Annotated in this window: 11 protein-coding genes; 1 reads left to right on the forward strand and 10 read right to left on the reverse strand. The window is 66.2% G+C overall.

The window, feature by feature from the left end:
• Window positions 1–3 precede the first annotated feature (3 nt).
• From hpnK to ispH, 5 genes are all read right to left on the reverse strand, one after another.
• On the reverse strand, window positions 4–813 hold the full coding sequence (hpnK, locus tag ACIGJC_RS17690) for a hopanoid biosynthesis-associated protein HpnK (protein WP_483714452.1): 810 nt from the start codon (window positions 811–813) through the stop codon (window positions 4–6).
• A gap of 44 nt (window positions 814–857) precedes the next feature.
• Window positions 858–2,282 (reverse strand): hopanoid biosynthesis associated radical SAM protein HpnJ, encoded by a 1,425-nt coding sequence (gene hpnJ / locus ACIGJC_RS17695; RefSeq protein ID WP_483713352.1) that lies wholly within the window; start codon window positions 2,280–2,282, stop codon window positions 858–860.
• 137 nt (window positions 2,283–2,419) lie between these two features.
• Complete coding sequence (gene hpnI / locus ACIGJC_RS17700) at window positions 2,420–3,514, reverse strand: bacteriohopanetetrol glucosamine biosynthesis glycosyltransferase HpnI (protein WP_483713353.1); 1,095 nt, start codon at window positions 3,512–3,514, stop codon at window positions 2,420–2,422.
• 27 nt (window positions 3,515–3,541) lie between these two features.
• The gene (hpnH, locus tag ACIGJC_RS17705; RefSeq protein WP_483713355.1) at window positions 3,542–4,702 is read right to left on the reverse strand and encodes an adenosyl-hopene transferase HpnH; all 1,161 of its coding nucleotides are present in this window, start codon (window positions 4,700–4,702) and stop codon (window positions 3,542–3,544) included.
• Between the two features lie 23 nt (window positions 4,703–4,725).
• Window positions 4,726–5,697: a 4-hydroxy-3-methylbut-2-enyl diphosphate reductase gene (ispH, locus tag ACIGJC_RS17710; protein ID WP_483713356.1), complete on the reverse strand. Its 972-nt coding sequence runs from the start codon at window positions 5,695–5,697 to the stop codon at window positions 4,726–4,728.
• A 160-nt stretch (window positions 5,698–5,857) separates the two neighbouring features.
• On the opposite strand from ispH, the gene hpnA reads away from it, so the two are divergent.
• Window positions 5,858–6,859, forward strand: a complete 1,002-nt coding sequence (hpnA, locus tag ACIGJC_RS17715; protein WP_483713357.1) for a hopanoid-associated sugar epimerase — start codon at window positions 5,858–5,860, stop codon at window positions 6,857–6,859.
• A gap of 4 nt (window positions 6,860–6,863) precedes the next feature.
• On the opposite strand, the gene ACIGJC_RS17720 is transcribed toward hpnA, so the two are convergent.
• The 5 genes from ACIGJC_RS17720 to cyoB all read right to left on the reverse strand — a co-directional run bounded on the left by ACIGJC_RS17720 (window position 6,864) and on the right by cyoB (window position 13,277).
• Window positions 6,864–8,018 (reverse strand): glycosyltransferase, encoded by a 1,155-nt coding sequence (locus ACIGJC_RS17720; protein WP_483713359.1) that lies wholly within the window; start codon window positions 8,016–8,018, stop codon window positions 6,864–6,866.
• Window positions 8,015–8,869, reverse strand: a complete 855-nt coding sequence (locus tag ACIGJC_RS17725; protein WP_483714453.1) for a ferritin-like domain-containing protein — start codon at window positions 8,867–8,869, stop codon at window positions 8,015–8,017. Before ACIGJC_RS17725 ends, ACIGJC_RS17720 begins: the two co-directional genes overlap by 4 nt.
• A gap of 1,318 nt (window positions 8,870–10,187) precedes the next feature.
• Complete coding sequence (gene cyoD / locus ACIGJC_RS17730) at window positions 10,188–10,595, reverse strand: cytochrome o ubiquinol oxidase subunit IV (protein WP_483713360.1); 408 nt, start codon at window positions 10,593–10,595, stop codon at window positions 10,188–10,190.
• Window positions 10,592–11,281 carry a cytochrome o ubiquinol oxidase subunit III gene (cyoC, locus tag ACIGJC_RS17735; RefSeq protein WP_483713362.1) on the reverse strand — a complete coding sequence of 230 codons (690 nt, stop codon included), beginning with the start codon at window positions 11,279–11,281 and terminating at the stop codon, window positions 10,592–10,594. Before cyoC ends, cyoD begins: the two co-directional genes overlap by 4 nt.
• On the reverse strand, window positions 11,274–13,277 hold the full coding sequence (gene cyoB, locus ACIGJC_RS17740; RefSeq protein WP_483713363.1) for a cytochrome o ubiquinol oxidase subunit I: 2,004 nt from the start codon (window positions 13,275–13,277) through the stop codon (window positions 11,274–11,276). The genes cyoC and cyoB overlap by 8 nt, the downstream gene beginning before the upstream one ends.
• Window positions 13,278–13,340 lie beyond the last annotated feature (63 nt).

The following is a 13,340-nucleotide window of genomic DNA, read 5'->3' on the forward strand; positions in this document are numbered from 1 at the left end:
GAGTCATCGGGCCGCGGCCAGCACGTCGGCAAAGCCGCCGCGCCGCACGCCGGCCGCATCGAGGGCCGCGCGCACGCGCGGCGACAGCAGCGCCGCCAGTTCGTCGGCGTGGCGGTAGCCCGCCATGGTCGGCGCGATGGCCGCGCCCGACGTGACCGCCGGATGCAGGTAGATTTCGCCGATGCCGTCAGGCAGCCTGGCGAGCGCGGCGAGCAGCACGGCCTCATCCATGGCACCGCTGCGCGCGATGCCGAGCACGTAGTCGTTGTGCGCGATGCCCGCGCGCCGCAGCCGCCGGCGCAGCAGGGCCAGCCACGGGCGCAACAGCAGCGGCGCATCGGCTTCCAGCGGCAGCCGCACGGCGCGCAGGCTGAATTCACGGCCGATCGACAGGATCAGCGACAGCACGGTCGGGTGCAAATGGAAATGCTTGTGCGTATTGACGTGATCGAGCGGCAGCCCGGTGGCGGCAAACGCCTCGAACTGCGCGCGGATTTCCGCGGCGAGCTGGCGGCGTACATGCGGCAGGAAAAAGAAGCGGCAGCCGTCGCGCGCCATGGCCGAGCCGAAGCGGCCGCGCGCATCGACGAGATCGGGAATGGCCGCGCGCGGCAGCATCGCCGGGCCATCGGCCAGCACCACATGCAGGCCCACGCGCAGCGAAGGCAGGCGCCGCGCGCGCGCCACGGCGTCGGCGGCTTCGGGGGCGGATACCATCAGGCTGGCCGCGTTGAGCACGCCGTCGCGATGCGCGAGTTCCACCGCCTCGTTGACGGCGGTATGCAGGCCGAAGTCGTCCGCGGTGATGATCAGGCCGCGCGCGGGACGCGCGGTGGCAGTGCGATGAGACAGCAGGATCAGGCCTCGCGCGAACGCAGGAAGCGGAAGAACTCCACGCCTTCGCGCAGCCGCCGCTTCATCATGTCCCAGCTGCCAAGCATCTCGCGCACGATCGCCCAGATCTTGCCGGGGCGGAAGTAGAACTGCTTGTAGAAACGCTCCACGCCGCCGTAGATCTCTTCCTTGGACAGGTGCGGGTAGCTGATCGCCGCGAGCTGCACGCCCTTGTCGTTGACGAGGTTGATGACCTTGTTCTCTTCGAGCCAGCCATTGTCGACCGCCTGCTGGTACAGCGTGGTACCGGGGTAGGGCGCCGCCAGCGACACCTGGATGGTGTGCGGGTTGATCTCCTTGGCGTAGGCGATGGTCTTCTCGATGGTTTCCTGCGTTTCGCCGGGCAGGCCCAGGATGAAGGTGCCGTGGATCTGGATGCCAAGCTTGCGGCAGTCCTCGGTGAAGCGGCGCGCGATATCCGTGCGCAGGCCCTTCTTGATGTTCAGCAGGATCTGGTCGTCGCCCGACTCATAGCCAACCAGCAGCAGGCGCAGGCCGTTCTCCTTCATGATCTTGAGCGTGCTGTAGGGCACGTTGGCCTTGGCATTGCACGACCAGGTCACGCCGAGCTTGCCGAGCCCGCGCGCGATTTCCTCCACGCGCGGCTTGAAGTCGGTGAAGGTGTCGTCGTCGAACATGATCTCCTTCACCTCGGGCATGTTCTCCTTGATCCATTTCACCTCGGCAATCACGCTCTCGGCCGAGCGCGTGCGGTAGCGGTGCCCGCCCACGGTCTGCGGCCACAGGCAGAACGTGCAGCGCGAACGGCAGCCGCGCCCCGTGTAGATCGACACATAGGGATGCTTCAGGTAGCCGATGAAGTAGTTCTCGATCTTCAGGTCGCGCTGGTAGACGGGCGCCACGAAGGGCAGCTCGTCCATGTTCTCGATCATCGGGCGCTGGCCGTTGTGCTCGAGCGAGCCATCGGGCAGCCGGTACGACAGCCCGAGGATGTCCTTGAGCGGCTTGCCGGCGGCCACGTCCTGGCAGGTGTAATCGAATTCCTCGCGGCAGACAAAGTCGATCGCGTCGCTGGCGCCCAGCGTGCCGCCCGGGTCGACCGCGGGCTTGGCGCCGACCATGCCGATCATCACGCCGGGCTTGCGCTGCTTGAGCTCCTCGGCGAACTTGGCGTCAGTCGGGAACGACGGCGTGCTGGTGTGGAGGATGACCAGGTCGTACTCGACGGCGATGTCCAGCGTCTGCTGCGGGGTCAGGTCGTCGGCGGGCGCGTCCAGCACGCGGCTGCCCGGCACCAGCGCGGCGGGCTGTGCGAGCCAGGTCGGATACCAGAACGATTTGATCTCGCGCTTGGCCTGGTAGCGCGAACCGGCGCCGCCGTCAAAGCCATCGAAGGAAGGGGCCTGGAGGAACAGGGTTTTTTTCATAGTGTCGGCTTCGATGTTGTCAGGTCAGCTGCGGCTTGTCGGCCTGGCGTGCATGTAGCAAGCATGGCTACGATCGTAGCCATGCTTGCTACATCGGGCAAAGCGCCGCAGCGTTGTCTTGTCTTGGTCATCATGTGTCACCGGGTCATGCCAGGATCCTGCACGGAGAGGACTTGCTGCCGCCATCTGACCCGCTGGCCACCCAGCGCAGCGGCCCAGCCGACAAGCAAAAGCATGTCCCGCACTGGTGCGCGCAATGCCGCGGCCGCGGTGCCTGCCAGTGCGCTGCGCGCCAGCGCGCCGGCTACAGCAATGGCGCCAATCCATGCAGCAGGCGACAACGCCACGCCCAACGCCAGCATCGGCCACGTAAAGGTGATGAAGGTAAAGGCAAAGCCCGCCGGATTCAGCGAGCGGATGGTGCGCAGCCAGCGCAGTTCATGCGTCCAGAGTTCGGCCAGCCTTGTCTCGGTCACATCGGTCGTGACCACCACGTCGGACAGCACCGTACGCAGCCCTGCCTGCCGGGTCAGTTCGCCCAGCCAGAAATCATCGGCGAGCCGGTCGGACAGCGAGGCGAAGCCGCCGATCCGCGTCAGGGTGTCGCGTCGCAGCGCGATGGTCGCGCCGAAAGCGAAGCGGCGCGATCCCCCGGCATGCGCGATGCGCACCGACGGCGCGAACCAGTCGTCGATGAACTGCGCGCCGAGCTTTGGCCAGAAGGCGTCGACGGGGCGCCCGCGGTACAGGCAGGTGACGATGCCGACGCCGGGGTCTGCCAGCGGCGCGGCGACGCGTGCCAGGTAGTCGGGCGGCACGGCGATGTCGCTGTCGGCCACGACCAGCAAGTCATGGCGCGCCTGCTCGGCCAGGTTGATCAGGTTGCTGACCTTGAGGTTGGTGCCATGCACGCGCGGGTTGATGACCAGCGTGATGTCGGTCTCGGGGAAGTCCTGCTGCAGGCGCCGCACCACGGCGATGGCGGGATCGTCCGGGTCACGCACGCCGCATACCAGTTGCTGGCCCGTGACCGATTGCCGGCACAACGTGGCGAGATTGTCGTACAGGCGCGGTTCTGCCCCGCATAGCGGTTTCAGCACGCTGGCGCGGAGTTCGCCGGATTGTGCGAGTGACGCGGCGCGCGTGCGCGCGCGCCGCGTCAGCACGGCGGCGGTCACGGCATAGCCCGCCGACACGCAGGTCAGCGCGCTGCCAAGCAGGGTCGCGGCCATGGCCGCAGCTTCCGCGGGCATCGGCACTCAGTGGGTCGCCGTGGTCTCCGCCCTGGCGGGCCGTTCCTTGCGCGGCTGGGCCCGGCCGATCTCGGCCAGCTTGATCTCGACGTGGCGCGAGAACACGTAGTCGGCGGGACGCTGGTTGTCGAGCGGGATGTCCGGGGCCATCGCCCCATCGGTCTTCACGCCGCGCAGGCTCACGCCGAGCGCCTTGAGCGGATGCGCGAACGTGTCGGCCACGGCGGTGGCCTCGTAGCCGCTATGGACCATGCAGTCGGCGCACTTCTCGTAGTTGCCGGTGCCGTAGGCGTCCCAGTCGGTCTCGTCCATCAATTCCTTGAAGGTCTGCACATAGCCTTCGCCGACGAGATAGCAGGGCCGCTGCCAGCCGAACACCGTGCGCGCGGGGTTGCCCCAGGGCGTGCAGTGGTAGGTCTGGTTGCCGGCCAGGAAGTCGAGGAACATGGTCGACTGGCTGAACGACCATTTCTTGCCGCGGCCGCGGCGCAGGATGTCGCGGAACAGCTGCTTGGTCTTGCCGCGGTTCAGGAAATGCTGCTGGTCCGGGGCGCGCTCGTAGGCGTAGCCCGGCGAGACCGTGATGCCGTCCACGCCCATCGCCTTGACCGTGTCGAAGAAGGCGGCCACGCGCTCGGGCTTGGCATCGTTGAACAGCGTGCAGTTGATATTGACGCGGAAGCCGCGCGCCTTGGCGGCACGGATGGCTTCCACGGCGCGGTCATAGACGCCTTCCTGGCTGACCGAGTGGTCGTGCGCCTCGCGGTCGCCATCCAGGTGGACCGACCAGACGAAGTAGGGGCTGGGCTCGTACTGGTCCAGCTTCTTCTCCATCAGCAGGGCATTGGTGCACAGGTAGACAAACTTGCGCCGCGCGACAATGCCGCGCACGATCTCGGGCATGTCCTTGTGCAGCAGCGGCTCGCCACCGGCAATCGACACCACCGGGGCGCCGCATTCGTCGACCGCGCCCAGGCACTCCTCGATGGACAGGCGCTGGTTCAGGATCGGGTCCGGGTAGTCGATCTTGCCGCAGCCGTTGCAGGCAAGGTTGCAGCGGAACAGCGGCTCCAGCATAAGCGCGAGCGGATAGCGCTTCTGGCGCGCCAGATGCTTGCCGACGATGTAGGCGCCCACGCGGGCGACCTGCAGGAACGGAATAGGCAAGGGGACTTCCTTCTCTTGTGGGTTCAGCCGGGGACCTTCTCGACGGGCTGCGGTGCGGCCGCTGCGGGGCGGACGTCGACCAGCTCGGCGGGCAGGCGAAACTCGGCGTGCTCTTCGCGGCCTGCCATGGTCGAGACTTCCACGGGGCCCAGGCGGCGCAGCGCGGCAATCACGTCCTCGACCATTTCTTCCGGCGCGGAGGCGCCGGCGGTAATGCCGACGATATTGGCGCCCGCGACCCACGCCGGGTCGAGTTCGCTGCCATCCGCGATCAGGTAGCTCGGCACGCCGCTTTCGGTGCCAATCTCGCGCAGCCGGTTGGAATTGGAGCTGTTGGTAGCGCCAATGACCAGGATGACATCGGCCAGCTTGCACAGGTCGCGCACGGCGCTTTGCCGGTTTTGCGTGGCGTAGCAGATGTCGCGGGTGTCGGGGCCGACCAGGTCGCTGAAGCGGCGGGCCAGCGCGGCAATGATATTGCGGGTGTCGTCCACGCTGAGCGTGGTCTGGGTGACATAGGCCACCGGGGTGTCGGCGGGCAGGTCGAGCCCGGCGACCTCGGCCTCGTTCTGGATCAGGATCACCTTGCCGGGGATCTGGCCCATGGTGCCTTCAACCTCCGGGTGGCCGGCATGGCCGATCAGTATGACGGTGCGGCCACTGGCCGCGTACTGCCGGCCCTGGTTATGCACCTTGATCACCAGCGGGCAGGTCGCGTCGATGGCATGCAACTGCCGCTGTCCGGCATCGGCCACCACGGCGCGTGAAACGCCGTGTGCGCTGAAGATGGTCACGGCGCCCGCGGGGACCTCGTCGAGTTCTTCGACAAAGCGCGCGCCCTTGTTCTTCAATCCCTCCACAACATGCTTGTTGTGCACGATCTCGTGTCGCACGAAGACCGGCGCCCCATGCTTGACGAGCGCGCGGTCGACGATCTCGATCGCGCGCACGACACCGGCACAGAAGCCTCGGGGTTGAGCAAGAATCACCTGCATACGGTAGGCCCCCTGGACCCTTCAATGGGTTTCAGTGATTGGGAAGGTGTACAGAAATCACATTTCCGACACATGATGGTTACTATATACCGGACGCGCCGGAAATGTCTGACGGCCCTTTGCATGTTGCGGCGTTTCCATCTCTTCGTGAAACCGGTTTATGACAGTAAACGATTACGTTCTGGTGACGGGTGCATCGGGTTTTCTCGGATCCGCGGTACTGCGGCAGGCACTGGCACGTGGCTGGCGCGTGCGAGCGCTGGTGCGCGCGTCGAGTCCGCGCGCCAACCTGGCGGATTTGCCGGTCGAGGTCGTGCAGGGCGATATGCGCGACCCGGCCGCCGTCGCGGCTGCCATGCAGGGCGTGCGTTACCTGTTCCACGTGGCGGCCGATTACCGGCTGTGGGCGCCCGACCCCGAGGAGATTGTCCGGACCAATGTCGACGGCACCATGGCAGTCATGGAGGCCGCGCAACAGGCCGGCGTGGAGCGCGTGGTCTATACCAGCAGCGTGGCCACGCTGCGCGTAGCCGGTGCCACCGCGCCGGTCGACGAAACGGCTGCGCTGACACCGCACGAGGCCATCGGCGCCTACAAGCGCAGCAAGGTGCTGGCCGAACGCGTGGTCGAGCGCCTGGTGGCCGAACGCGGCCTGCCGGCAGTGATCGTCAACCCGTCCACGCCGATCGGCCCGCGCGACGTGCGTCCCACGCCGACCGGCCGCATCATCGTCGAAGCCGCCACCGGGAAGATCCCCGCCTTTGTCGAGACCGGGCTCAACCTGGCCCACGTGGATGATGTGGCCGCGGGCCATTTCCAGGCGCTGGAGCACGGGCGGACCGGCGAACGCTATATCCTGGGCGGGGATGACGTCATGTTGCAGCAGATGCTGCGTGATATCGCCGGCCTTTGCGGCCGTCGGCCGCCGACCGTGCAATTGCCGCGGTGGCCGCTGTATCCGCTCGCCCACGCGGCCGAGGCCGTGGCGCGCGTGACACGCAAGGAGCCGTTTATCACCGTGGACGGGCTCACCATGTCGAAGTACAAGATGTTCTTCCGTTGCGACAAGGCCCGGCGCGAACTGGGTTACCAGCCGCGTCCCTATCTGGAGGGACTGCGCGACGCGCTGGCCTGGTTCCGCGAGGCGGGATACCTGGGCTGAAGCCTCAGGACCGCACCGGCGCCTGGCTGCGGCCCTTCCATTGCCCGCCGCGGCGCAGCCAGTAGCGCCGCGCCGAATCCAGCGTGGCGCCAAGGTAGAACAGCGCCGTCAACGGCAACAGCGGCGCAAGCCAGGCAGGCTGGCGGTATTCGCGCAGCATGGGCAGGTAGGCCAGCGACATCGCCGCCCAGGTGAGCCAGGCAGGCCATAGCCGGGGGCCTCCCGCCAGCGCCAGCAGCGGCGGCGCCAGATAGGTCGCGGTCATCGCCAGCGCCGTGCCGGCCAGCAGCAGCGGCGAATAGCGCAGCTGCGTATAGGCACTGCGGGCGATCATGTCCCACAGGCTGCGCCAGTCGTCATAGGGCCGCAGCGACACGCTGTCATCGGCGAGATCCAGGCTGATCGGGCCGCCCGGCTTGATCTTCGCGGCCAGGCTGCAATCATCGATCAACTCGCCGCGAATGGCGGCGAATCCGCCGATGCGGCCTAGGGCCGCGCGGCTTGCCAGCATGCAGCCGCCCGCTGCGGCCGCTACCGCGCTGCGCGGGCTCCGGACGCGCTCGAACGGATAGAGTTTGGCAAAGAAGAAAACAAAAGCCGGCACGATGAGCCGTTCCCACGCCGAGGCGCAGCGCAGGCGCACCATGAGCGACACGAGATCGCGGCGCTCGTGCACGGCGCGGGCAACCAGGCCGGCCAGCACGCCTGGGCCGTGCCAGATATCGGCATCGGTCAGCCAGACATAGGCGGCCCCCGGCGTCACGCGGGCGGCGGCAGCGAGTCCTTCCGACTGGGCCCATACCTTGCCGCTCCATCCGGCCGGCAGGTCCCGGGCGGGGACAACGGTCAGGGCGCCGGGCCGCGGCGTCCCGGCTGCCGCGCTGGCCGCGATTTCCGCCGTGCCGTCGTGGCTGTGGTCATCGACCACGACCAGCGACAGCGTTCCCGGGTACTGCTGGCCGAGCACGCCGGCCACGCATCGGCCGATGACGTCAGCCTCGTTGCGCGCCGGGACAATGGCCACGACTTCGGGCCACGCATCCGGGGCGGGAGCCGGCGCAGGCTTGCGCACGCGCCAGAAACCCGCGCGGCCGAACAGCAGCACGCACCAGATAGCCAGCGACAGCAGGGACAGCGCAAACGCGGCGGTCAAGGTCATTTGAGGAAGCGGCGCGCCAGCCTTGCCAGGCGCGGCACGGTTTCGGGCCGCAGCAGCCGGGCATCGTAGCCCGCCATGCGGCGCTCGTTCTCGGCCAGGCACAAATCGATCATTGCGCCTGGAGACAGCGAATCGCCAAGCGCTTCCGAGCCGTTCATCGTGAAGTTGGCGTCCTGGGCCGCGCCATCGGCGTCGATGCCGCGCGCGATGCCGATGCGCTCCCAGACCAGGAAGGCCCACACCCGCGCCACCTTCAGCGCGAACAGCGGCCTGCGCCACCAGGGCAGGTTGCTGCGATACCAGGCCGCCCAGTTGACGAAGAAGAGGATATGCCGGCCCTCTTCCTGGATCACTGGCTCGAAGGTCTCCACGAGCTCCGCCGGGAAATAGCCGGAGCGCCGCGCCATGGCGAAGAGGCCGAAGGCGAAGAAGCTGTCGATGCATTCGCTGTAGCCGGTCACCAGCCATCCCCACTCCGGGTCGTCCGGGGGCGGATAGTCCGGCTCGGGTGCGAGCGGAATGCCGTAGGCCTCCACCATCTTCGAGAGCACGATCTTGTGACGCGCTTCCTCGGCGCCGTCCATGTCCAGCGCGCTGCGCAGCAGCGGGTCGGCAACGGTTTCGGCAAAGGTCTTCACGCGGATCGAGGCGCGGCCCTCGGTCTGCACGGCAATGTCCCAGATCGGCAGGGAGGTGACGCGCTGCAGCGCATCAGGCGAGAGCGTCGGCCATTCGATCACGGCCGGCTTGTAGGGGTTGTGGGTCTGCAGCAGCATGTTGGAGAACATGCGCAGGTGCTGTGCGGAGCCGATGCGCACCGGGCCCGGCGCCGGGTCGGTCCAGTGGCGCATCGCGTGGTCCGCCTGCTCGACCGCCGTGCGCGCGATTGTGCCGGCCACGGCGGCGGCGCGCGCTACGGCATCTTCGGCTGAATTGGCGATGACGTCGGTGTGGCCGGCGTCTGGATCAGCGACCCCGTCGTGGCGCGGTGGTGCGGCGTAGAGTTCGGACATCTGGCCCCCTGGCAGTGGATTGCCCGGGGGCCATTGTAGCGGCGGGCGGCCGCAGGCGCACCGCCCGCAGATCGACGTCACCCACACCTTCAGGTTGTAGAGCATGCGGCCGGTACTGAAGATGCCGCTGTTGCACGAAGACGGTGCCGCGGTCGGCACGACGAAGTTGATGATGCCGGCTTTTGGGGGTTGTCGCCGAATTGCAGGGCATCGTTCTTGGCAGGCGCGGCTGTTTCGCCGGCGTAGCCGGCGGGGCGTCTCTCGCAATGATTGGGTTATCGCTCTTGGCAGGCGCTGCTGTTTCGCCGGCGTAGCCGGCGAGTCACTTTTTGTCCGAGCGACAAAAAGTAACCAAAAAACGCGTTGACTTGTCCTAGCGGACGAATATTGATCGTAGCGTGCCGAGGGTGTTGTACGGGTATTCGCTTCAGAGTCTGCCCGGCTGCCTGCCGCGTGGAGCGCGTCCGTATGCAGGCTCTCCGGCAATGATTGAACCAGCCCCGAAACTGTCCGTGGCCCGACACTGCCACCGTTATCGCATCATCGCCTTCGGCTGCTGCGCGGCTCAGTAGTCGGCAGGCGGAACGACATCAACGGCGCAGAGGCTGGTGCTTCTGTCTCTTCCCTTCTCTTCCCTTCTCTTCCCTCGGTTTTCACTGAGTGCGCGCAGCGCAGCCGTAGGCGTCCTACCGATGGCGCGGTTAGCAGGAGCCACCAAGTAATCCGGGTTCGCTCATCTGACGTGTCTATCCTGATCATCTACGCGGCAGGCAGTGTGGCTATGCCCTGTACCGTCTTTACCACCACGGGCCGTTCGTCGACCACGAAAACGCGTTTTTGGTTACTTTTGTCGCGAGACAAAAGTGACTCGCCGGCTACGCCGGCGAAACAGCCGCGCTTGCCAAGAGCAGCGACCCCAGTCATAACCACGGACTCCCCACCGGCTATCGCCGGCGAAACAGCAGCGCCTGCCAAGAGCAGCGACCCCGGTCATAACCACGGACTCCCCACCGGCTATCGCCGGCGAAACAGCAGCGCCTGCCAAGAGCAGCGACCCCAAGTCATAACCACAGACTCCCCACCGGCTACCGCCGGCGAAACAGCCCTGCCTGCCAAGCACGAAGTCCCGCAATTCGGCGAAAGACACCCCGGCCGGTCAAGGCAACTGCTTCACATCCACCATCCCCGGCATCATGTTCGAATTCAGGTGGTACATCACCCACAAAGTGCCGCTCAGCGTGATCACCACCAGCACCAGCGTGAACATCAGCGCCAGCATGTTCCAGCCGCCTTCCGACTTGGCGTTCATGTGCAGGAAATAGATCATGTGCACGACGATCTGCACGGCGCCCAGCGCGAGCAGCACGAGCGCGGTGGTGGTGGATTTCTCGAACACCTTGCCCATGACAAGCCAGAACGGAATCGCGGTCAGGATCACCGACAGCACGAAGCCGGTCACATAGCCGCTCATCGAGATATGAATATGGCTTTCGTCGTGGCCATGCCCGTCGTGGCCGTCATGGCTCTCGTGACCATGGGCGAGCGTGTGGTCCGGTGCGCTCATGGCAGCACTCCCATCAGGTAAACGAAGGTGAAGACGCCGATCCAGACTACGTCCAGGAAGTGCCAGAACATCGACAGGCACATCAGCCGCCGGCGGTTCTCCGGAATCAAACCGTGCCGGCCCACCTGCACCATCAGCGTGATAAGCCAGATGGTGCCGAAGGTCACGTGCAGCCCGTGCGTGCTGACCAGCGAGAAGAACGACGTCAGGAAGCCGCTGCGCCACGGGCCCGCGCCTTCGCCGATCAGGTGGACGAACTCGTAGATTTCCACGGCAAGGAACGAGGCGCCGAGTACGCCGGTAATGGCGAGCCATCCTTGCGTGCCGCCGACGCGGCCCTGCTGCATCTGGAGCATGGCAAAGCCATAGGTGATCGACGACAGCAGCAGGAACGAGGTGTTCAGCGCCACCAGCGGCAGTTCGAACAGCTCGGCACCGGTCGGTCCGCCCGCATAGTTGCGTCCGAGCACGCCATAGGCCGCGAACAGGCAGGCGAAGATGAGGCAGTCGCTCATCAGGTAGACCCAGAACCCGAGCAGCGTGCCGTTGGGCGCGTGGTACTCGCTGGTCATGTAGAAGCGCAGTTCGCCTTCCTCGGCGCCGTGGCCGGACGGTACGGCGTGCGGCGTGGCGGCGGGCGCGGCCTGCGCGCGGCCGGCGGGGAACGGGGCCGTGGTATCAGGCATGGTGGGCCATCAGCGCCGAGCGCGCTGCCTCCGTGTTGCCGACCGTGTCGGCCGGGATGTAGTAGTCGCGCTTGTAGTTGAAGGTATGCACGATCGCACTGACGATGAGGGCCGCGAACGACACCACCACCAGCCACCAGATATGCCAGATCAGCGCAAAGCCGCACACCGTGCTGAGCCCCGCCAGAATGATGCCCGCGCCCGTGTTCTTCGGCATGTGGATCGGTATGAAACCCTGCAAGGGCCGCTGGAATCCGTGCGACTTCATCTGCCACCAGGCGTCGGTGTCATGGACGATCGGCGTGAACGCAAAGTTGTACGCCGGCGGCGGCGACGACGTCGACCATTCGAGCGTGCGGCCATCCCAGGGGTCGCCGGTCACGTCGCGCAGCGCCTCGCGCCGCATGAAGCTCACCACCAGCTGGATCAGGAAGCAGCCGATGCCCAGCGCGATCAGCAAGGCGCCGAATGCCGCGAGCAGGAACCAGATCCGCAGCGCGGGGTCTTCGAAATGGCTCATGCGGCGGGTCACGCCCATCATGCCGAGCATGTACAGCGGCATAAAGGCGAAGTAGAAACCAACCAGCCAGAACCAGAACGAGCACTTGCCCCAGAACGGCTCCAGCTGGTAGCCGAAGGCCTTGGGAAACCAGTACGTGATGCCGGCCATCAGCCCGAACAGCACGCCCCCGATGATCACGTTGTGGAAGTGGGCGATCAGGAACAGGCTGTTGTGCAGCGAGAAATCGGCGGGCGGCACGGCCAGCAGCACGCCGGTCATGCCGCCGATCACGAACGTGACCATGAAGCCGACCGTCCACAGCATCGGCACCTCGAAGCGGGTGCGCCCGTGGTACATGGTGAACAGCCAGTTGAACAGCTTGGCCCCGGTCGGGATCGAGATGATCATGGTGGTGATGCCGAAGAACGAATTGACGCTCGCCCCCGATCCCATCGTGAAGAAATGGTGCAGCCACACCAGGTAGGACAGTACCGTGATGACCACCGTGGCATAGACCATCGACGCATAGCCGAACAAGCGCTTGCGGCAGAATGTGGCCACCACCTCGGAAAACACGCCGAACGCGGGCAGGATCAGGATGTAGACCTCCGGGTGGCCCCAGATCCAGATCAGGTTCACGTACATCATGGCGCTGCCGCCCTGGTCTGCCGTGAAAAAATTCATGCCCAGGTAGCGGTCCAGCGCCAGCATGGTCAGCGCCGCGGTCAGCACCGGGAACGCGGCGATGATCAGCACGTTGGCGCACAGCGCGGTCCAGGTGAAGACCGGCATGCGCATCAGCGTCATGCCCGGCGCGCGCATCTTGACGATGGTCACCAGCAGGTTGATGCCCGATAGCACCGTCCCCACCCCCGCCACCTGCAAGGACCATATGTAGTAGTCCACCCCCACGTCAGGACTGTGGACGATGCCGGACAGCGGCGGATAGGCCAGCCAGCCGGTGCGCGCGAACTCGCCGACGAACAGCGACATCATCACCAGCACCGCGCCGCCGGTGGTCATCCAGAAGCTGAAGTTGTTGAGGAACGGAAAGGCGACGTCGCGCGCGCCGATCTGCAACGGCACCACGAAGTTCATGAGCCCGGTCACGAGCGGCATCGCCACGAAGAAGATCATGATCACGCCGTGCGCGGTGAAGATCTGGTCGTAGTGATGCGGCGGCAGGAAGCCAGGGTTGTCGCCGAACGCGACGGACTGCTGCATGCGCATCATCACGGCATCGGCAAAGCCGCGCAGCAGCATGATGATCCCCAGGATCACGTACATGATGCCGATCTTCTTGTGGTCGATGCTGGTGAACCACTCGCGCCACAGATAGCCCCACAGGCGGTAGTAGCTCACCGCGCCCACCAGCGCCAGGCCGCCGAGGACCACGACGACGAAAGTGCCCAGCAGGATCGGCTCGTGCAGCGGTATGGCCTCCCAGCTCAGGCGGCCGAAGATAAGCGTGGCGAGTTCGGATCGCTCCTGCATGTTGTGCTCCAGGGCCAGAGTGAGGGTGAGGGTGAGTCGTTTCGGGGCGATGGCGTCCCGGCT

The sequence above is a fragment of the Cupriavidus sp. C3SS-1 genome, assembly GCF_057073755.1.